The following is a 20503-nucleotide window of genomic DNA, read 5'->3' on the forward strand; positions in this document are numbered from 1 at the left end:
TCACCCCATCGGCTCACCCCATCGACCCACCACCTCGCACTCGCACGACGTCGGCGGGGGCGAGGCGTCCTGACGGGGACGAGGCGTCCCGACGGGGACGAGGCGCCCCGACAAGGGCGAGGCGCCCCGATGGGGAGCGAGGCGCCCGTTTACGGAGAGCCCCACCAGCAACCAACCAGGACGGCGGCCATCCATGGCAGATCACGATCTCACCGGGTTCGACCGCAGCACCTTCACCCATGACGGCCACACCCGCCGGATTCTGCGGCGTGGCACGGGACCCGCGGTGATCGTGATGGCGGAGATTCCGGGGATCACGCCCAAGGTGCTGGAGTTCGCGGAACGCGTGGCCGCCATCGGCTGCACCGCCGTACTCCCGGTGCTCTTCGGCAAGCCCGGTCGCGATGCCCACCCCGCGGCCCACGGCCGGCTGAACTCCGCGCTCTACACGGCCTCATCGATGTGGCAGGTGTGCGTGAGCCGGGAATTCACCGTGCTGGCCACCGGGAAAACGTCCCCCGTGGTGACCTGGCTGCGAGCCCTGGCCGCGCACGAGCACCGGCGCTGCGGCGGCCCCGGCGTCGGGGCCGTCGGCATGTGTCTCACCGGCGGCTTCGCCCTCGCGATGGCGACCGACGAGCGCCTGCTCGCCCCCGTCGTGTCCCAGCCGTCCTTGCCGCTGGCCCTCACCAGGAGCCGGGCCGGCACCATCGATGTCTCCGCCGAAGACCTGGCCGCCGTCCGGGGCCGCTGCGAGCGTGCGGGACTTCGGGTCATGGGGCTGCGGTTCCGCGGCGACCGGTTGGTGCCGGGCGACCGGTTCGCCTTTCTGCGCCGCGAACTCGGTGCGGCGTTCACCGCCGTCGAACTGGACGACTCCGCCGCGCATCCCGACGCCGTGCTGCCGCCGCACTCCGTGCTGACCGAGCACCTCATCGACGCCCCCGGCCAGCCGACCCGCGCCGCGCTGGACGAGGTGCTCGACCTCTTCCGTACCCGCTTGCTCGATGAGCAGCACCGCGACACGACGGCGGTGACGGGTACCTGACGGAGAGAACCGAATCGGGGCCCGTCGGACTGTCACCAGGTCCTGCGTGCGCACCCGGGACGGATGGCGGCGGCAAGGGGGCGCCGCCTGGGCCTCCGCGATCAGCTGAAGATCGCCAGGGGGCGGACTTCCAGGACCGCGTCCGTGGGCCGCCATCTGCGGACCTTGCCCAGGCAGAGGGCGAAGAAGGGGCCGGAGTCCGGTTCCACCTCCTCCTCCGAGCGCAGGCCCGCAGTGCGACAGGACAGGCGTACGCGGGCGGTTGCGGTGGAGCCGTAGGGGGCCGTGAGGACGGTGCGGGTATCGGACGAGGCGGCCTCGTCCCTCTCGAAGTCGCCGGTGAGGAGGACGAACCCGCGGTCGATGACGCTGAGGCGGGCCGGCTCCTTCCGGGAGCCCTCGGAACAGGCCTTGGTCAGCGCCGCATTGCGGCGTACGGTGCCGCGGCGCAGGTTGGCGTGGACGATGGCATCGCTGCGCTCCAAGCCGTCGACGAGGACGCTGATCACGGAAATGGCTTCGGCCACCTCGATGTAGTTCGTGACGACCTCGCGGCTGCGTTCGTAGTCGGCGCTCGGTTGGAGGAACGACGGCACGAGCATCTGGAGCCTGGCGGTCCAGCTGGTCCTGGTCCGCTGCTCGACCTCCTTGCGGAGCGCCGTGGCGTACCGGTTCATCTGGTACACGTCCATGATCTTCCGGTCGTCGAGGTAGATGCAGGTGCTGTCGCCCACCAGCCGCTCCGATGGCCGCCTGCGCCGCCGCCGGGCGCCGTTGAGCAGAACCAACAGGACCACCATGCACGCGGCGGTCGTCAGCCACACGAGCATCCAGCGCCAGTTGAGCTCCCACCACAGTCGGTCGCTGAAGACAGGCATGCGGTCACCCACTCGGTTTCTGTTGGTCCTGGTCCGACACCGGCTTCGGGCACTGCTTGACGGCTGCGATCATCTGCTCCAGCACCTGCCAGTCGGGCATTTTCGCCACCGTCTGCTCGCCGCTGGAGGGCTGCGGGGCGGGGATGCCCTCGCCGTTCAGATACGTGGCCAGCTCGTCGACGCTCCCGGAAGGGACGAGCTGGTAGCCGAGTTGTGTCTCACGGCGGCGCAGCTCGGGGTCGGCCTCCAGCAGCTTGCCGAGCTGGTCGGCCTTGTGGTTCAGGGCGATGAAGTGCGGCTGCGACATCATCTCGGCCCGTGGGTAGAGCAGCACCCGCTCGGTGTCCGCCGTCCCGTGTGCGGCACGGTACGTGGCCTGGTAGGCCAGGTACTGGTGCTCGTACAGGACGGCGATCGGGTCCTGGCTGATGCCGTTGGAGTCGATGTAGTACGTGTACAGGCTGTCGCTGGCGCTGCCCTGACTGAGCAGCAGCGACGAGATGCCGCGGGCCAACGCCCGAGCCGACGTGGTTTCGGTGGGCGGAGCGTTGTGGTGCCGGGTGGAGGCCACCAGACCCAGGTAGCTGTCCGCCGAGTTGGACTGGCAGATGTCGGAGGTCTGGGCCACCACGAGGTTGTCGTTGCTGATGCCGTAGCGGTCGACGTGCAGGTCGTTCCAGCTCAGGCGCTGCCGGGTCAGGCTCAGGAACTTGGCCATGTCGAGCGTGTAGTAGAGCGGCTGTCCGCCGCCGGGAGCGCGCTGGGGCCAGGCCACATGCCGGGCTTGCAGGGCTTTTGCGTACGCACGGAAGCTGGCCAGGACCAGGGGGCTGTCGAAGGGGTGAAAGTTCTTGCTGTATTCCCCGGTCGCCTGCCGTGCGTCGTTGATCCGGTCCGCGGCGGGCTTGCCGGAGGGGAAGACGAAGTCGAGGCCCTTCAAGCTGCCGGTCGCCACCTGGCGGGAGCCTGCATTGAAGGCTTCCACGCGCAATCCGTGCTTGCGCAGGATCCGGATGACCTGTGGGTCCTCGAAGAAGTCGCTGATGGACGCCAGCCGGCCCTTGAGGGTGGTGACCTGTTCAAACGGCAGCAGGAGGTGCTGCGTCATCGTCAGAGAGACGATCCCCGTCACCGTCAGGGCCATGACCACGGCCAGCGTCAGCGCACGGAGGACGCGCGGCCATAAGGAGCGAGGGGCTCGTACGACGGCCAGCGACGGTTCGGTCGTTGGCGAAGTGGGAGCTGGATCGGTCAGCGGAGCTGGGTCGTCCACTCGTTCCCCCCGAAGCCGACGCACGTGCACCAGAGCACCAGAGCGTGCCGACACAGGGTGTACTGGGGGCGGCGATTGCGCAATCGCGGTGTGAAGATGAAGCAGGATTCTCCCGATGCGGCCGGAACAGGTGCGAGCGGCGGAGCGGACAGCGAGCCGAAGGCAGCGCTTCTGCTCGTCAGCAGCGAGAGCCTCAGCGGCGTACGTCCCGTCGCCGGGTGCGCGGCGGCGGGCTGCACGCTTCCCGATCCCGCTCAGGATTCCGCGTTGCGGTCATGCGATCCCGCCCCCGGTGCCCTCCTCGTGTCGATGTGCTCGCCGGCTTCGAGTGTGGTGAGCCACTGTGCGACGACGATGTCGATGAACTCGTCGGTCACGTCGCTGCGGTCGAGGAAGAGCCGGGCGAGTACCGGCCCGTAGAGCAGGGTGTACTCGGCGTCGTCGAGCTGGACGCCGGAGGGCTCCAGCAGTTTGTTCAGGGCCGCGCGGCGGTCCTGGCCGATGCGCGCCAAAGCCTGGGCGCTGTCGGGGTCGTGGTCGGCCTGGGCGGTGACGGCCAGCACCGCGGTACGGATGGCCGGTTCGCTGATGCCGGCGCGCAGGCTCTTCAGCCAATCGGTGGCAACGGTGCGTACGTCGCTGCCCGGCTCCGGGTAGTTGCCGAGGTCGGGGCCCTCCAGGATCAGGTCGAAGAGCAGCGCGGCCCGGTTGGGCCAGTGGCGGTAGAGCGTCTGGCGGGTGACGTCGGCGCGCTCGGCCAGCAGTGCGTACGTCAGCCCGGCCGGTCCGACCTGGGGCAGCAGTTCACGGGCGACGGTCAGGACGCGATGGCGGGTGCGCTGGACGCGCGGGTTGCTCGGGGTCGGCTGACGCCGATGGAGGGGCTGCGGCATGGCCCCCATCCTACCGATCAATCATACGTAACGTGTGATTCAAGCCACACATCGAATCATACGCTGCGTGTGATACAAAGAAATCACACGCACTGGATGATTCATGGTGGGTGCGATCCGGTCCTCTGCCCAGGAAGTGTCTGATGTCGATGTCCACTGCAATTACCTTCTCCGAGTACGGCGGCCCCGAGGTCCTCGCCCTGTCCCAGGTCGCCATCCCCGAACCGGGGCCGGGCCAGGTCCGCATCCGCGTGCGGGCGACCGCGGTCAACCCGATCGACGTGCGGATCCGCGCCGGGGCGATGCAGGGCGTCTTCCCGGTCGCCTTCCCGATGGTCCCGGGCTGGGATGTGGCCGGTGTCGTCGACAAGGCCGGCGAGGCCGCCACCGCGTCGGTCGGCGATGAGGTCTTCGGCGTCGCCTCGGCCGGCGGCTACAGCCAGTACGCCCTGCTCGATCGGCCGTTCGCCAAGCCCGCGGAGGTGTCGTTCGAGACCGCGGCTGCGATGGTCACGGTCGGCGAGGCCGCCTGCCGCGCGATCGAGCACCTCGGCGTACAGCCGGGACAGACACTGCTCATCCACGGCGCCGGCGGCAGCGTGGGCACCGTCGCCGTACAGGTGGCCGCCGCCCGCGGCATCACCGTGATCGGCACTGTCGCCGAGCAGGACACCGAGCGCGTCAACGCCCTCGGCGCTCGCGCCGTGCTCTACGGCGAGGGCTGGGCGGAGCGGGTCAAGGCCGCTGCCCCGGACGGTGTGGACTCCGTGTTCGACACCTCGGGCGCGGGCGTACTCGCCGACTCCGTCGCCCTGGTCGGCGATGCGGACAAGGTCATCACCATCGCCGACCCGTCCTTCGCCCAGCACGGCGTGCGGTTCACCGGCATGGACCCGGCCGACCGCTTCCCCGAGGCGCTGCCGCAGCTGGCCGCCCTGATCGCCGCCGGCAAGCTCGACGTCCCCGTCTGGCACGCGTACCCCCTCGCCGAGGCCGCCCGAGCGCACGCCGACATCGAAGCCCACCGCAACCAGGGCAAGGTCGTCCTCCTTCCCTGACCAGAGCCACCACCTCGCCCAAGCCCGTCGTGCGAGTCCCCTCCGGGAACCCGACGTCCTCTACTGCCCTGACCAGCGATCTCCCGATAGGAAATGACATGAAGGCCGCTCAGATCACCGGCTTCGGCGCACCAGATGTCCTGCAGGTCAACGACGTTGACCGCCCCGCGCCCGGTGCAGGCGAGGTCCTGATATCGGTCGAGGCGTCAAGCGTGAACGGACTCGACACGATCGTCCGCGCAGGGGGAATGCGGATCGTGACCGGACACCGGTTCCCGATCGGTGTGGGACTGGACTTCGCCGGTGTCGTCGCCGCAACCGGCGCCGACGTTCCTCACCACCAGGTGGGAGACCGAGTGTGGGGCACGGTGCACCCGCTCAAGCGGCACACTCTCGGTGGAGCTGCCGAATACGTCGTGGTGCCCGCGGACCGTATCGGGCCCGCACCGGCAGATCTCTCGCCGGTGGAGGCGGCTTCCCTGGTCGTCGCAGGAACGACCGCGCTGATCGCACTGCGGGACACGCTGCACCTCACGAGCGGTGAACGCCTCCTGGTCCGTGGCGCCGCCGGCGGAGTCGGCACGGCCGCCGTACAACTCGCCCACGCGAGGGGCGGGCACGTCACCGCGCTGTCCCGCGGCCGCCATGCCGGGGCGCTGCGTGAGCTGGGAGCCGACGAGGTCTTCGACTACGGCGCCACCACGCCGGAGCAGCTCGGACCCTTCGACGTGATCCTGGACACGGTCGGCTCGGAACTGAACTCCTACCGGCGTCGACTGACCCGCGAAGGCAGGATGGCCACCATCGCCCTGTCGGCCTCCTCCATGGCCGCGATCGCCGCGTCGAGCGTGCACGGCGGCCGCCGCATCCGCACGTTAAGCGCCAACCCCGACACGGCCCTGCTGCGCGACCTGGCCGACCATGTGACCTCTGATGGACTGCGGCCCGTCATCGACAGCGTGTATCCGCTGGCAGACATCGTCTCGGCGCATCTGGCATTCGCGCGAGGCGGAGCGGTGGGCAAGCAGGTGATAGCCGTGTCCGGGGAGTAACTCGGCTGCGCTGAAAGCGCGTTGGACTGCCGGTCCCAAGGAGATGGGCCTCCCACACACAGCACCGTCATTTCCGCGACGGGGTCACCGCGGTGGGGGAGTACCCGGGACGGCAGGGAGGAGCCTCTCGCAGTGCCGATCGATGATGCGTTCCACCGCGAACGTCGTCTGGCGGGACCGCGCTTGGTCGAGAGTGAGCCAGACGGGCGCCTCGCCCTCCTCATTCACGGTCACCTCACCATGGGCTCCTGATTCCCGGTGCTCATCGACCTCCAGAAGATAGGCGTGCCAACGATGCGCGTCCGAACCCCTTCTGCACACGTCTCCCTTCAAATACTCGTCCGCAACGAGCCGGAGGTCCCCGTTCGCGACGCGGATTCCCACTTCCTCCCACAGTTCCCGCGCGGCCGCGCACCTGGATTCCTCCCCGCGTTCGACGTGGCCTGCGGGGACGGTCAGAGAGTAGGGAAAGGCGGTTCGCTGGAAGAAGAGAAACCTCGCTTGGCGGTCGCGTACGAATACCCCGGCGCTCTCGTGCCAGTACTCGCCGTCTGCATCGGTCCACCAGCAGATGCGGGGGTCGACGACGATGGCTCGTTCCGCCTCGCGGCCGCACGAAGCGCAGGTGCAGCGCTTCCTTCCGTCCACGACGATCCATGTGACCGTCTCCGCGTGGCAGTACAGGCAGTACTCGCCATAGGTGTTGGCCCGCAACCGAAGGAAGTCGAGTTTCATCCTGCCCTTTCCGAGGTGAAGGACTGCCGTCGGCTGCTACAGCCGAGCAGCCGGGGAAGGCCACACTTCCGTGGCCCGGTCACGGTCTCGTGAAGTGGGGCTTGCCGACGTCCGCCGCCTTCCCCAAGGGGTCCGATCCTTTCCTCATGTCCATCCCATCAGGCGCGTCGGGCGACTGGGACACGCCGGCTGCCGAATCGGTCACGGTCGCGGATGTGCGCGCGGTCGTCAGCAGCAGGACCGTGCCCAGTCCGCCGAAGACCAGGGTCGCAGCAGCGACGGCGCCCCATCCCGCGGCGGCGATGACCAGCCCGAAGAGCGGTGGTCCCAGCAGAATCCCCACACTGCCGAGCTGGTTGAGGATGCCATTGGCCACGTCGACCTGCTCCGGACTGCTCACCGAGGCGGGGACGGCAGCGAAGACAGCGGAGATGAGCAGTCCGTCGACGACAAGAACAAGCGTGGCCGCTCCTCCGCTGACCGCGAGTGGGAATTCGGCCGAGAAGGCGGGGAGGCAGGCCACCGGCATCAACGCGCCCAGCAGGACCAGTGAGGAGAGGGCCAAGCCGCGCCGCAGCAGCCAACTGGCGGCGAGCCCTCCGAGCGTGCTCCCCAGGCAGACGACTGCCATCACGGTACCGGTCACCGTCGGCGTAGCCCGCCGATGCTCGGTGAGAAAAGGGGGCAGCACCATCACCACGGCGACGCCGACCAGCGAGAGACTTCCGTACGCCACGCCGAGCCTCAGCGCCCCGTTCCAGGCGCCGGCTTCGCGGTGCGCGCACCGGACCGCCGTCCTCGGCAGCTTGGGCAGGACGGCCGTGAGTACTGCGGCCATGATCAGCGGACCCACTGCTGTGAGGGCCAGCCATTGGTTCCACGTCCACCAGGATGCCAGGGCTCCGCCCGTGGCCGCGGCGATGGCGAGCCCCGTCGGGACGCACGTGCCCCACAACGCGAGCGCTGCCGCTCGGATGCCGCCCTGCGTCATGCGGGTGAGCACGACCGGACCCGCCACGAACACCAGCAGGTAGCCGACTCCTTCAGCGATACGTGACCCCAGCAGCAGTCCCCAGGATCCGGCGGCTGCGCTGCCGAGGGCTGCCACCGACATCACGAGGAGGCCCCAGGACAGGGACCGTTCGGCGCCGAAGCGGCGGACCCACCATGCCGCCGGGATGCCGAGGAGGGCGCTCACCGCCGTGATACTCGAGGTGGCCCATGCGAGCGCACCGGCGGACAGGCCCAGTGACGAACGCAGGGCGGAACCCGCCGGTGAGACGGCGCCCAGACCGACTGCCGCCAGCACGCCGGCGAGCCATGTCGCGAGGGCGTACATCCAGGGCGACGTCGAGGCGCGGCGGTGAGTGCCTCTCTTCCTGTCGCGCACGGGTTCTCCTTGTGCCGGCCGGCGCGTTGTCGCGCGCGGTCGGCCGTCGAGGGACGGGACGACCGGGGGTCGCGTGGCGGGAGGGATCACTGAGCTCACCTCCCGCCACGCGAGTCCGCATCAGTCGTCCAGGCCGAATCTGGCCATCAACTCCTGATCGCCTGCCACGTAAGAGGTGTCGGTGGTCACCGTCTGGTCGGAGGGACCACGGCTGCACATGCACATGTGGCGGCTACGGGAGGTGACTCTTACGGCCTGTGCGCCGCCGGAGGACATGATCTCTTCGGCGATGTCCTTGACGAGGTACTCCTGGATCTGGAAGCGCTTGCTGAACGCCTGTACCAGACGAGGGAATTTCCCGAGTCCGAGGATGCGGTCACCGGGCACGTAGGAGATGTTTACCTTCCCGAAGAACGGCAGGAAGTGGTGAGCGCAGATCGAGAAGAAGTTGTTCTCCTGGATACGCACCACGCCGGTGTGCTCGCCGTTCACCATGCAGGTGGTCTTGAGGATCTTCGAGGTGTCGATCTCATAGCCACTCAGCAGCTCTCGATAGGCCCGGACGATGCGGTCCTCGCATTCCGGACCGCTGTACCACCCGAGTGCCCTCGTGTCGGTGGTGACATTAGTTTTGAGCCATTCTTCAATGGTCACTTGCGGCCTCCATTCCTGCTCGCACCAAGGGATCCGAATCCCGGTGGAGGCTTTTCACTATCCACCCACTTGCGTTCATTGAGAATATCCATTCATTAGCCCGCACCCGATCAGACCAATGTGCAGGTGATGCGCTAATGGCTAAGTATGCAAATCCGCACGCAGAATTAACGTTTCCGTGAGGGTTGAAGCGAGTGGGCGGTGGGAAGGCGGGGCTTGAATGGGGAGGGAGTAAGTGCCTGCTGAGCGCCGGAGCACACCCGCTCACTTGTTGCGTCGCGCCGAGCGGGGGCAATGCGCCCCCGGGCTCGGCGCTCGATGGGGGTAGCTGACGGACCCCGACGAGTCCTCAGGAAATGCAAAAACGACGCGTCACTATGCTGGCATTTCCTGCTGGTTGGCTGGAGTCGATCCGGCTGAAAGTGTCTGTATGTGTCGGTTGTGCTGGACGGAACATGCATGCTGTTCCGTACTACGCCGAGTTATTTCCTGTCCGGGGGTCGGGGGCTGGGGGCGTCGATGTAGACCATGCCAATCGTCTGATCGAAGACTCCCTGCGGAAGTGGGGAGGGCGCCCGGATGCTGTTGATGAAGGCTCAGTGGAATCTGAATCGGAAATGCCCCGGAAGTGCCGCGGAACTAGCCGGTCGGAGAGGAAACCCCCGTGGGAGTTAAGGGGGGAGTACGTATATCCCCGCGGCGTGAGTGAGTGGCACGAAGGGTGTTCGTTGGTCTCGGGCTGCGCCTGACCCCCGTCTTCCTCGGAAATGCGAAGCTGACGCCCGAACACCTGCGGGCCGCCCCGGACCGGCTCGAGGGAGTGGATGACACCACCTACCGGGAGATCGCCGCGTGGGTCAGGGACCAGATGCTGCCTTGTGTGAAGCGTGTGCGGCCGGCAGTCATGTCTGCCTCGCTCCGCGGCCGTTACGACACGCGGGCAGGTCATGGCCGGCCCGTGCACCGACATCTGCCATCCGTGGCCGTGGGCGGAGTGGACAGATCGATGACGTCGGCCGGGCCCGAGGAGTCGTAGACGAGGCGGAACGTTGGAGTCGTAGCGGCGTAGTGCTGCTCGCGTACCGTGCCTGCGAGCGCGGGGGCACAGGGACGTGCGGTCTGTTCTTTGTTGGCGAGAAGCGGCCGTCCTTGTCGAACGCGCAGTAACCGCCGCCGCGGTGCGTCTTGTCCTTGATGTTCCAAGCCGCGCAAGGTGAGCGTGCGCCCGCGGTCGTCGGTGAGTGGCGTCGGTGGGCGGCGGCGGTGACCGCGCCGGTGGCGGAGGCGGTGACGGAGGCGCGTCCGCGCGTGCCGCACCCCGAGTGGGTATCCCAATATGTGAGACGTTGATGCTCGGTCAGCAGACAGTCGGGGCCGCCCGGCATCGCGAGTGTTCGAGCAATCCGGGCATGAGGCTCCCCGGCCCGAATGAATGACGTCCGTGGTGTACGTGCAGCGAAATGTAATTCGGCGACCTTCGCCCTGCCCTCCGGGAATCGTTACGTTTCCCTCGGCGGTGCAGGCGATTCGGCTCGCCGGTCACATGCCGAATATATGGACACCAAGGATTGGGGGAGTCGTGTCACCTGCCAGGACAGCACGTCGCATATCTGTCTTCGACACCACGCTGCGAGACGGTGAGCAGGCGCCGGGGAATGCCATGACGCCGGAGCAGAAACTCGAAATGGCGCTGCGCATCGAGGAGCTGGGCGCAGACCGGATCGAGGCCGGTTTCCCCGCTGCCTCGCCGCGGGACTTCGAGGCCACGCAGCTCATCTCCAAGGGCCTCAAGGACGCTCAGTTCGTGACGTTCTGCCGGGCGGTACGGGGTGACGTGGAGGCCGCGGTCGAGGCGGGCGGCACTGCCAACCACCAGGTCGAAACAGTGACGGTCGGCAGCGATGTCCACCTCCGGTACAAGCGGGGCATCAGCCGGCGTGAGGCGATAGAAGAGATCGTCGATGTGGTCGAGTTCGCGAAGTCGTTCGGCGTCGAGGAGGTCGCCGTCGCGATCGAGGACGCCACGCGCGGCGCCGAGGAACATCTGCGTGCCACCACCGAAGCCGTGCTGGAAGCCGGCGCCTCCTGCATCGTCGTACCCGACACGGTGGGTGCCATGGTGCCCGGCGAGTACGGCGAGCTGATTGCCAAATTCCGGGAGTGGGCTCCCGCGGCCCGGATCTCCACCCACTGCCATGACGACTTCGGGCTCTCGCTGGCCAACGCCCTGGCCGGCATGTCAGCGGGCGCCGACGAGGTTCAGGTCACCCTGGGCGGCATCGGTGAGCGCGCGGGCAACACCTCCCTGGAGCAGTTCGCGGCGACCCTCGCCTACAAGAGCGACTTCTACGGCGCGTACAGCACCGTCGACATCGCCGGGATGTATGAGGCCTACACGGCGCTCCGCCGGATCATCAAGATGGAGGAGCCGCGGAACAAGCCGATCGTCGGCGCCTACGCCTTCGGCTCCGCCGCCGGCATCCACCAGCAGGGACTCCTGCGCAACCCCGAGACGTACGAGTACGTGGAGCCGGCCCGGTTCGGCCGCAAGACGGAGATCCTCATCGGCCGCCATTCCGGGCGTGCCGTCCTGCGCCACCTCCTCGACGAGCTCGGCATCATCGCCGACGACGCACAGGTGGAGGAGCTCTACCGGGCTCATGTCTCCGAGCGTCCGGGCAGTGACTGCGAGGACCTCTCGGTGGTGCGCGACCGGCTCGACCGGGAGCTCGCCTCCTGGCCGCGGAAGGGCCGGTGAGCCCCATGGACCGCGCAAGCCAGGCAGTGCCTCCCGCGGCCGACCTGGTCCGCAGCTACTACCAGCGGGTCGATGCGGGCGATGTGGACGGCGTGCTCGACCTGTTCGACCCCGAGGCCGTTTACCGGCGTCCCGGCTACGAACCGATGCGGGGCCGCGACGCGCTCAACGCCTTCTACCGGAGTGAACGCGTCATCGAACACGGCACCCACACCGTGGTGACCGTGACCGAACAGCTGCCCCGGGTCGCGGTTTCCGGAGAATTCACCGGGACGCTCAGAAGCGGTAAGCAGGTCTCCCTTGAATTCGCCGACTTCTTCACGGTAGGGACCGATGGCAGGTTCAGCCACCGCGAAACGTACTTCTATTCTCCGCTGGTGTGAATCCGGCGCTGCATTGATGAGGTAAAAGTGGCTGACAACCTCAAAACCGTGGGCGTCTCGGTGACGAGTCGGGCGCTGGCCATTCTTGGGGCGTTCGACGCGGTGCACAGCGGCCTGTCGCTCTCCGAACTCTCCCGGAGAACCGGCCTTCCGCTCGCCACCGCCCATCGGCTCATCAGAGAACTCCAGAGCTGGGGCGCGCTCAGCCGCGGGCTCGACGGGCGGTACCGCATCGGGTTGCGCATCTGGGAGCTGGGGGCCCTGACCCCGAGCCGGACCGGACTGCGCGAAGCGGCTCTGCCGTCCCTGCTCTCGCTCCTCGAAGCGTCCCGTGAGGAGGTGCGCCTGGTGGTCGCGGACGGCGGGGACGCCGTATGCGTGGAGCACCTCGGCGCCCGCGACGACCGGCGCGGCACCGACCTCAGAGGACTGCGCCGCCCTCTGCAGGAATCGGCCTGCGGCTTGGCACTCCTCGCCCACCGGGGAGCGGGCGGCACCGCGGTGCAGCGCTGTCTGCCGCTGTACCGCAAATACGGCTGCGTGGTGCGCCCCGGCGAACCGCGGGCCGGCCGGAAGACGGTGGCCATGCCCGTGGTCGGGGACGACCTGACCGCTGTCGCCGCCGTCGGACTGACCCTGCCGGACGAGGCCGCCCTCGGGCACGGGCGGGAGCTGCTGATAGCTGCCACGGCCGGCATTCAACGCGCGCTCTCGCGCCGACGAGCCGTCGCCGCCTGACCGGCAGCGGCACCGGGGCGCCCGGCACCACCCAGGCCGGGCGCCCTGCTCATGCCCGCGACGGCCGGACAGTCCGGCCGTCGCGGCGCCCGCCCACCCGAATCCCCCGCACGACTTCCGATGAGGCATCTTTGTGACCAGGCAAATCGTCTTCGTCGGCGGCGGTGCTGCCGCGGTGAGTGCCTTCGCCCAGTTGGCGGCCGCCCCGGGCTTGTCCCGCGTGACGTTCGTCGCGCCCGGCCCCATCGGTCTGGGTACCGCCTTCGGCACCACCGACCCCACGCTGCTGTGCAACACCTCCGTCGATGTGACCTCCCTGCGGGCCGAGGGACGCTCCGACCTCCTCGACTACCTCGCGTCGCGCGGACACCCCGTCCACCGCGACGACTTCGTGCCCCGCCACCTTGTCGGGCAGTACTGCCGCGAGCGCTTCCGCAGGCTGGCCAAGGCGGCGGGGCGGGCCGGTGTCCGCGTCGCGCACGTCCGCGACCGCGCCGTCGCGATACACCGCACCGGCCAGGGCTACCGGGTGGAACTGGCCGACGGCGGCTCGGTGACCGGAACCGACGTCGTGTTCTGCGCCGGCGTCGACACCCCCTTGCTGCCGCCTCTGGTGCGCGCGCATGCCGACCACCCGCGGCTCACCCACTCCCCGCACCCCGCGCAGCGCCTGCGGCGGATTCCCGAGGACGCGCGGGTGCTGGTCCTCGGTACCAAGCAGTCGGCGGTCGACGCCGCACTGGTCCTGTGCGGCAGCGGCCGGCGGAGCGTCGTCATGACCTCCCCGTCGGGCATGCTGCCGGCCGTACGCAATCGGCTGCGCCGCCCGGATGCACCACGGCTGCACCGCGCGGCCTGGACCCGGCCGGTCCGGGACGAGGCGGCCCTCGACCGGGCCGTGACCCGCCAACTCGTCGCTGCCATACGGTCCGTGGGGTCGGAACAGCGGGTCCGCCCCGCCACCGTCTCAGGTGTCGCCGAGGAACTGCTGTGCCAGGAGAGCGCGCTCGCCGAGCAGCGCAGGATTCCCTGGGAGGACGTCATGGCGGAGCTCATCGACACGCTCAACGCCGCCGTCCCGCACTGGTCCCCCGAGACCCGCGCCCGCGTCCTGCCGCGCTACCGGCCGCTGATGTCCCGCTACATCTCGGCGATCCCGGTCCGCAATGCCGCGCTGCTGAGCGGATACCTCGACCGGGGGAGGCTGCGCGTCGCCCCCCGCTACCCCCGGAGCGCGACGCCTCGCGGCGACGGGTGGGCGGTGCGCTGGCCGGACGGCTCGGCCGAGGAGTTCGACCACGTCGTCTGCGCCTCCGGTTACCGGGTCGGCCCGCTGACCGTCACCGACGGTGGCTTGCGCATCGGCGGCCCGGAGGACGGCCCCCGCCCGGAGATCCTCGACAGCCTCCGGATCCGGCTCGCGCCGGGGCGGCCCGCCGAGCGCATCTGGGTCGTCGGCGCGGCCGCAGGTACGCGCTTCCCCATCGTGAACTACCTACGCGCCGCGGCCCAGCACGCGGCCGTCGTCGCCGAGCAGTTCGCGCGGCCGGGCGTTACCGAGGCCCGGCCGCCGGCCGAAAGGACAGTCCTGTGATCGCTCTCGTGAACCCCGTCTCCAGCGGAGTGCAGCTCGCCGAGGCCCTCCTGGAGGAGGGCGCTGCGTTCGTGGAGGTCTACGCCGAGGAACACGCTGCCGCAGCACCCGCGGCCCGCCCCGTCAAGGCGGTCCTGCACCGCGACGTGGAGGTCACGGCGGACGAACTGCAGGCGCTGGGCACGACCGCCGTGATAGCCGGCAGCGAGTTCGGCGTGACGCTCGCCGACGAACTCTCCGAACGGCTCGGCCTGCCGCACCACCGGCACGCCCTGCGGTCCGCCCGTCGGGACAAGTACCGGATGGCCCTGGCCCTCGCGGACGCCGGGCTGCCGCACGCGCGGACCGTCGCCGTGCACAGCGAGGCCGAACTCGACCGTGTGCTGACGGACTGGACCGCGTACCCGGTCGTCGTCAAGCCGCTGAACAGTGCGGGCGGCGACGGGTGCCGGATCTGCCCCGGGCCGGCGGAGGCCCGGGAGGCCTTCACCGCCACCGTGGGCCGGCGCAACCTCATGGGGGAGGTCAACCATGGTGCGCTCGTCCAGGAGTTCCTGGCCGGTTCCCAGTACATCGTCAACACGGTCAGCATGGCGGGCCGCCATCTGCCCGCCGAGGTGTACGCGGAGCGCATCGATCAGCTGCACGGCGAGCCCGTGCTCCGGCACATCGTTTCCCGGCTCACCCTGGACGAGTCCGAACAGGACCTCGTCCAGTACGTCCTGCGCTGCCTCGACGCTCTCGGCGTGCGCGAAGGCGCGGCGCACACCGAGGTGATGCGCACCGCGGACGGGCCGCGCCTGGTCGAGGTCAACTCCCGGCTGATGGGGCCTCACCTGGCCGCCGACGCCTACCACGCCGCGTACGGCTACAGCAGCCCGCACCTGGTCGCCGAACGGTTCCTGCGCCCCGGGGAGTTCGAGAACCGCTTCGACCTGCCGTACGGCCCCGCGGCCTCCCTGGCGAAGGTCTATCTGCGCGCGCACCGCAGCGGGGTCCTGGAGGCGCTCGACGGGCTGCGGCTGGTGCGCCGCCTGCCGGGGTTCCACAGCGTGGCCCGCATGCCCCAGCCCGGGGACACCGTCCGCCACGGGCATCTGACCACCGGCACCTGCGGGATCGCGTTCTTCGTGCACGAGGACCATGAGCTGCTGGAACACAGCCTGGGCGTGCTGCACGACCTGGAGGACTCCGGCGGCCTTTTTCGCATCACGGATGCGGGGGTCTGACCATGCCGGCCGTGTCCATCGTGGCCTCGGTGCTGCTCCAGGCGACCGTCTACGGGCTGGTGTCGGGGCGGCTCGGCGCCGCGGACAGCCTCGCCCTGTCCTGCGCGGGCTTCGGTACCGCCGCCCTCGTCTTCAACGTGGTGCTCCTGGTGCGGCGGCGCGACGGGGGTGCCGTGGCCCCGTCGGAGCGGGTCACGGGGCCGCTGCTGGCGATGAACGCCCTCACCGCGGTCACCTTTCTCGGCTTCTACGCGGCGTTGAGCTGGATACCCTCGGGCCTCGCCACGGCCATCGAGACCACGGTGGGTCCGCTGGCCGTCGCCCTGCTCGGGCTCGCGGGGGTGGGCAGGCGCCCGACCGGGCGTGCCTGGGTGGGGTGCGCTGCCCTGGTCGTGCTCGGGCTGGCCGTCGCCTGGCGCTTCACCGGCACCGCCGACCTGGGCTCGACAACGGGCCTGGCCGGCATCGGCCTGGCGGTCCTGGCCGGTACCGGCGCCGCTCTTCTTGCCCTGGTGTCAGCGGATCTGGGCCGCCGGGGCGTCGACCCCGTACGGGTCACCGCGCACCGCTTCCACCTCACCTATCTGTGCGGCGGTGTGCTGCTCGCGGCCACGGGCGGTGCGGGCCACCGGTGGGCGGCGGGGCTCCCGGCCCTCGTCGCGACGGGCGTCCTCGCCGTGACCATTCCGCTGTTCCTGCTCCAGAGGGGGCTGCAACGCACCGACCCCATGGTGGCGATGGTGCTGCTCACCACCCTGCCCGGAGCCACGTACCTCGCGGAGACCGCGTTCCACGGCGGCTTCGATCCGGCGACCCTCGCGCTGATCTGCTGCCTGGTCGCGGCGGCGGCCTGGTACGCGCGCAGCCCGCGGCCGGCCTCCGGGCACAGCGGTGTCCGGCAGTCGTCTGCGGAACGGGTGCCGGCCGTGCGCCAGGAGCAGTGAGCGGGGAGCGCTGCCGGTGCCTCAGCGCTCCACCGCCGCCAGGACCGCGCTGCGGGTCTCCGCACACCGCAGCAGGTCCTTACGGGCACAGTCGATCTGAGTCCGCCGCACCGAGCGGGCGCCGTGCGGGAAGGGCGGCGGCGCACCGTCCGCCGAGACGATGTGCAGGACGTCCCCGGTCCAGTCCGTCACCGCCGAGTGGTGCGCCGCGACGAGATGGCGGAGCCAGTCGGCGTACGCGTCCGCCATCTGCGCGGCGCTTGCGACGGCCTCCTCCTGGTCGCTGCCGAGCGCGTGCAGCGCGGCGACCGCATGGCCCCGCAGCCTGCCCACCAGGCTCTCCACGAATGCTTCCGGCGCGTGGTCCAGAAGGTCTGGTTCCGGGGGCTCGGAAGGGGAGACGCCGAACTGGGCAACGGCCTCCCGGTAGCTGTCCAGGGCAGGGCGCCGGGTGTCCGGTTCGGCGTCGAACAGGATGAGCAGAGGGGGCCTTCCGGCATCGGCCCCGAGCCGGGCCGCGACCTCGAACGCCAGCGGCGCCGAGGCGCAGTACGCGGCGACCGCGGCAACCCCCCGGGTGCCCGGCCCGCCGGGCAGGGGATGGCTCGCCAGCAGGTGTGCCGCGTGGTCCGTGCCGCGGGTCGCACGCGGCAGCGGCCTCCTCAGCAGCTCGTGCACACCCAGGCCGTGCTCGGGCAGCCGTAGCTCCGCCAGTCGGGCCTCCGCCCGGTATCCGGGGTAGTCGAGCGCGACCAGCAGTGGTTCCTCGGCGGGGTGGGTCATTGCGGAGCGTCCCTTCGGTCTCCCTCGCGCGGGCTCCGGCGTCCCGGCAGCGCGCGCAGCTGTGCGGTCAGGAGATCGGTCGTGTCGTCGAGCAGCCGGCCCATCACCGCGAGCTGCCGGACCGCGGTACGGCCCACCGGGCCCGCACCGTCCGGAGCGGCCCCGGGAGCCGCGGCCCGCGGCACAGTGGAACCCGTAACGGCACGGTCCACGACGGCAGACCCCGCAACGGGCGGCAGGGCGGGTACGGGAAAGCGCTCGCCGAGGAACGGCCTGCCGGGCAGCGCCACGCGCCGGCCTCCGTGGGCGATCCGCGCCCAGTCCAGGGGCACACCGTGGCCGTACAGCGCGGCGAGCGCCTCCCGGGGCGACCGGGTACCGGGGGAGCGGCTCGGGGTCCACCAGGTGCCGGGCAGCGCAGCGCGCCCCAGGCGGGTCAGGACGTCGCCGGGGCCGATCTCCACGAAGTCGGCGCAGCCGAGCGCGCGCACCGCCGCGAGCGTGGCGGCGAACAGCACCGGCTGCCGCGCCTGCCGCACCAGATGCTCCGCGTCGAGGACGGTACCGACGGGGAGCACGACGCCGCGTGCGGTGTCCCCGCACGGGGTGTGCAACGGGGTGAACCGCACCGCCGCGGCCGCCTCCCGCAGTTCGGGCAGCACCGGGACGAGCCGCGACGAGTGGAAGGCCCGGTCCACCGGGAGCTCGCGGCAGGCGAGGCCGCGTTCCTCCAACCGCCGCCGCGCATCGTCGACTTGGGACGCGGTCCCGGACAGCACATGGGAGCGGGGCCCGTTGGCCGCCGCGAGGTCCGCCCCGGTGGCAGCGCACACCTCTGCCACGGTGTCCGGGTCCGCGGCGACCGCCAGCATGCGCCCGGCCGCCTGCCCGGTGGCCATCGCCCGCCCCCGCGCAGCCGTGAAGCGCAGGCCGTCCTCGACCGAGAAGGCCCCGGCGTCGCAGAGGGCGGCGATTTCGCCCAGGCTGTGCCCGAGCACACCGGCGGGTTCCACGCCGAGCGAACGCCACAGCCGCGCCTGTGCCATCTGCAGGGCGAACAGCGCGGCTTGCGGCGTCTCGTCGGCCCCCGCGGCGTCAGCCGGGTCCCGCAGCAGGACGTCGAGCAGACTTCCGTACCCTTCCTGCCGGTGGATCTCCTCGCAGGTGTCGAGCACGCTCCGCGCCGCGTCCCACTCGTGATACCAGCCGAGCGCCGCCCCCACGGCAGGAACGCCCTGCCCCGAGAAGGCCAGGACGGGCGCCCCGGTGGCCCGGACCGGCTCCGCTTCGCCGGGCGCGGACAGCAGGGCGTCCAACGCGTCGGCCAACTCCGGCCCGTTGCTGCCGTGCACCACCGCGCGGTAGCGCAGATGCGGCCGCCCGGCCGCCAGACTGGTCTGGATGTCGTACGCGGACAAGCCGGGGTGGTCGCGGAGATGGTCGCGCAGCCGCCGCGCATACTGGCGCAGCGCCACCGGCCCGTGCGCGCTCAGCGGTACCGCGACCGGCGCGGAGGCCGGTCGCGCGGGCGCCCGCGTGGGCGGTTCCTCCAGGATCAGATGGGCGTTGGTGCCGCCGAAGCCGAGCGCACTGACCCCTGCCCGCCGCGGCCCGCCGTCCTCGGCCGTCCACTCGCGCGCCCGGGTGACCAGCCGGAAGGGGCTGTCCTGCCAGGGCAACCGCGGGTCGGGGCGGGTGTGGTTGACGGTGGGGACCAGCGTGCGGTGCCTGAGCATCAGCACCGTCTTGAGCAGCCCCGCCATCCCCGCGCAGGTGTCCAGATGGCCGACAGCGGGCTTGACCGAGCCCAGTGCACACCGCCCGGTGGCCCCGTCGCTCCGGCGATAGGCGCGCGACAGCGCTTCGAACTCGACCCGGTCGCCCAGCGCGGTGCCGGTGCCGTGCGCCTCCACATGGCTGACGGTCTCGGGGGCGGCTCCTGCGCGGGCCAGCGCCCGGCGCGCCGCGTCGGTGTGGCCGCGAACGCCGGGCGCCGTGAACCCTGCCTTGGCGTCTCCGTCGTTGTTCACCGCGGAGCCGAGGAGGACGGCCTGGATCTCGTCGCCGTCGGCCAGTGCCCGGTCGAGCCGCTTGAGCAGTACCGCGGCCACCCCGTTCCCGCCCACCGTGCCGTCGGAAGCCGCGTCGAAGGCACGGCAGACCCCGCTGGGGGAGAGGATGAACCCGGGCTCGTGGTCGTATCCGGCGTCCTGGGGCAGCTGCACGGCGGCCGCACCCGCGAGGGCCAGATCGTTCTCCCCGGTCAGCAGGGACTGGGCGGCGAGGTGGACGGCGACCAGCGAGGTCGAGCAGGCGCTCTGCACGCCGACGGCCGCGCCGGTCAGCGACAGCCGGTACGCCACCCGGGTGGCCAGAAAGTCTTGTTGAGCGCCGATCAGCCCCTGCATCCGCGTCTCGATGCCGTCCGTCTCACTCCCGGTGCCCAGGCCGTGCCGTGCGTAGTACGGGAGGCGGGGGCCGTAGAGGTTCATGCCCGTACCCGCGTACACGCCGATACGCCGGCTGTCGTCCCGGCCGGCGTACCCGCCGTGCTCCAGGGCGTGCTGGCACACCTCCAGAAACAGCCGGTGGGCCGGATCGGTGAGCCCGGCCTCCTGCGCACTCATACCGAAGTAGGCGGCGTCGAACCGGTCGATGTCGTCGAGCACCCCGGCGACCGGCACATGTCCCTGCCGCGACGACCCGGCGAAGGAACGTACCGCGCACACGCCCTCGCGCAGGTTGCGCCAATACGTGTCCACGTCCGGGGCGCCGGGGAACCGCGCCGCCATGCCGATGACCGCGATCCGTTGCCCATTCCCGTCGGCGGTGGTGGTCGGCGCCTGGTCCGGAGCGGGCAGTGGGCCCGCCAGGTGCGCCGCGAGCGCCGCCACGCTGGAGTGCTCGAAGAGGGCGGTGTCGGCCAGGGGACGCCCCAGGCTGCGCTGGAGCAGCAGCCGGACCCGGGTCAGGGCCAGCGAGGTCAGTCCCAGCTCGAAGAAGGACGTCTGCGGATCGGCTTCCCGCCCCAGCACCGTCTCGACCGCCGTGCGGATCTGCTGCAGCAGGTGCTGCTGTCCGGGCTCGGTCATC

Annotated in this window: 17 protein-coding genes; 9 read left to right on the forward strand and 8 right to left on the reverse strand. The window is 70.5% G+C overall.

The window, feature by feature from the left end; translation table 11 throughout:
• The first annotated feature begins 193 nt into the window (after positions 1-193).
• Positions 194-1048 carry a dienelactone hydrolase family protein gene (locus BKA18_RS33070; protein ID WP_366046427.1) on the forward strand — a complete coding sequence of 285 codons (855 nt, stop codon included), beginning with the start codon at positions 194-196 and terminating at the stop codon, positions 1046-1048.
• A 101-nt stretch (positions 1049-1149) separates the two neighbouring features.
• Here BKA18_RS33070 and BKA18_RS33075 read toward each other — a convergent pair whose 3' ends face one another.
• The 3 genes from BKA18_RS33075 to BKA18_RS33085 all read right to left on the reverse strand — a co-directional run bounded on the left by BKA18_RS33075 (position 1150) and on the right by BKA18_RS33085 (position 4092).
• A complete protein-coding gene (locus tag BKA18_RS33075; RefSeq protein WP_366046428.1) occupies positions 1150-1926 on the reverse strand; it encodes a hypothetical protein in 777 nt (258 codons plus the stop codon).
• A gap of 4 nt (positions 1927-1930) precedes the next feature.
• Entirely contained in the window at positions 1931-3034 is a 1104-nt protein-coding gene (locus tag BKA18_RS33080; RefSeq protein ID WP_366046429.1) for a hypothetical protein, read from the reverse strand.
• A 419-nt stretch (positions 3035-3453) separates the two neighbouring features.
• Positions 3454-4092 carry a TetR/AcrR family transcriptional regulator gene (locus BKA18_RS33085; protein WP_366046430.1) on the reverse strand — a complete coding sequence of 213 codons (639 nt, stop codon included), beginning with the start codon at positions 4090-4092 and terminating at the stop codon, positions 3454-3456.
• 143 nt (positions 4093-4235) lie between these two features.
• Between BKA18_RS33085 and BKA18_RS33090 the strand changes: the two genes are divergently transcribed.
• Complete coding sequence (locus BKA18_RS33090) at positions 4236-5150, forward strand: NADP-dependent oxidoreductase (RefSeq protein ID WP_429638731.1); 915 nt, start codon at positions 4236-4238, stop codon at positions 5148-5150.
• 98 nt (positions 5151-5248) lie between these two features.
• Entirely contained in the window at positions 5249-6202 is a 954-nt protein-coding gene (locus BKA18_RS33095; RefSeq protein WP_366046432.1) for an NAD(P)-dependent alcohol dehydrogenase, read from the forward strand.
• An 84-nt stretch (positions 6203-6286) separates the two neighbouring features.
• Here the strand turns inward: BKA18_RS33095 and BKA18_RS33100 are convergent, their stop codons facing one another.
• The 3 genes from BKA18_RS33100 to folE form a co-directional block, all read right to left on the reverse strand.
• Complete coding sequence (locus BKA18_RS33100) at positions 6287-6937, reverse strand: NUDIX hydrolase (protein WP_366046433.1); 651 nt, start codon at positions 6935-6937, stop codon at positions 6287-6289.
• Positions 6938-7016: 79 nt separating this feature from the next.
• Complete coding sequence (locus BKA18_RS33105) at positions 7017-8327, reverse strand: MFS transporter (RefSeq protein WP_366046434.1); 1311 nt, start codon at positions 8325-8327, stop codon at positions 7017-7019.
• 120 nt (positions 8328-8447) lie between these two features.
• Positions 8448-8981 (reverse strand): GTP cyclohydrolase I, encoded by a 534-nt coding sequence (gene folE, locus BKA18_RS33110; protein ID WP_006601724.1) that lies wholly within the window; start codon positions 8979-8981, stop codon positions 8448-8450.
• Positions 8982-10524: 1543 nt separating this feature from the next.
• Between folE and BKA18_RS33115 the strand changes: the two genes are divergently transcribed.
• The 6 genes from BKA18_RS33115 (at position 10525) to BKA18_RS33140 (ending at position 16627) form a co-directional block, all read left to right on the forward strand.
• Positions 10525-11739 carry a LeuA family protein gene (locus BKA18_RS33115; RefSeq protein ID WP_366046435.1) on the forward strand — a complete coding sequence of 405 codons (1215 nt, stop codon included), beginning with the start codon at positions 10525-10527 and terminating at the stop codon, positions 11737-11739.
• 5 nt (positions 11740-11744) lie between these two features.
• Positions 11745-12122 (forward strand): nuclear transport factor 2 family protein, encoded by a 378-nt coding sequence (locus BKA18_RS33120; RefSeq protein ID WP_366046436.1) that lies wholly within the window; start codon positions 11745-11747, stop codon positions 12120-12122.
• 27 nt (positions 12123-12149) lie between these two features.
• Positions 12150-12860 (forward strand): IclR family transcriptional regulator, encoded by a 711-nt coding sequence (locus BKA18_RS33125; protein ID WP_366046437.1) that lies wholly within the window; start codon positions 12150-12152, stop codon positions 12858-12860.
• Positions 12861-12993: 133 nt separating this feature from the next.
• Entirely contained in the window at positions 12994-14454 is a 1461-nt protein-coding gene (locus tag BKA18_RS33130; RefSeq protein WP_366046438.1) for an FAD/NAD(P)-binding protein, read from the forward strand.
• A complete protein-coding gene (locus BKA18_RS33135; protein ID WP_366046439.1) occupies positions 14451-15683 on the forward strand; it encodes an ATP-grasp domain-containing protein in 1233 nt (410 codons plus the stop codon). Before BKA18_RS33130 ends, BKA18_RS33135 begins: the two co-directional genes overlap by 4 nt.
• A gap of 11 nt (positions 15684-15694) precedes the next feature.
• A complete protein-coding gene (locus BKA18_RS33140) occupies positions 15695-16627 on the forward strand; it encodes a DMT family transporter (RefSeq protein WP_366046440.1) in 933 nt (310 codons plus the stop codon).
• A gap of 21 nt (positions 16628-16648) precedes the next feature.
• Here BKA18_RS33140 and BKA18_RS33145 read toward each other — a convergent pair whose 3' ends face one another.
• Together BKA18_RS33145 and BKA18_RS33150 are read right to left on the reverse strand one after the other, a co-directional pair.
• Positions 16649-17410, reverse strand: coding sequence for a hypothetical protein (locus BKA18_RS33145; protein WP_366046441.1), 762 nt, complete (start codon positions 17408-17410; stop codon positions 16649-16651).
• Positions 17407-20502: a type I polyketide synthase gene (locus BKA18_RS33150; protein WP_366046442.1), complete on the reverse strand. Its 3096-nt coding sequence runs from the start codon at positions 20500-20502 to the stop codon at positions 17407-17409. The genes BKA18_RS33145 and BKA18_RS33150 overlap by 4 nt, the downstream gene beginning before the upstream one ends.
• Between the last annotated feature and the right edge of the window lies 1 nt (position 20503).

Origin of the sequence: Streptomyces auratus, assembly GCF_050433025.1 — a bacterium.
GTDB classification, from domain to species: Bacteria; Actinomycetota; Actinomycetes; order Streptomycetales; family Streptomycetaceae; genus Streptomyces; species Streptomyces sioyaensis.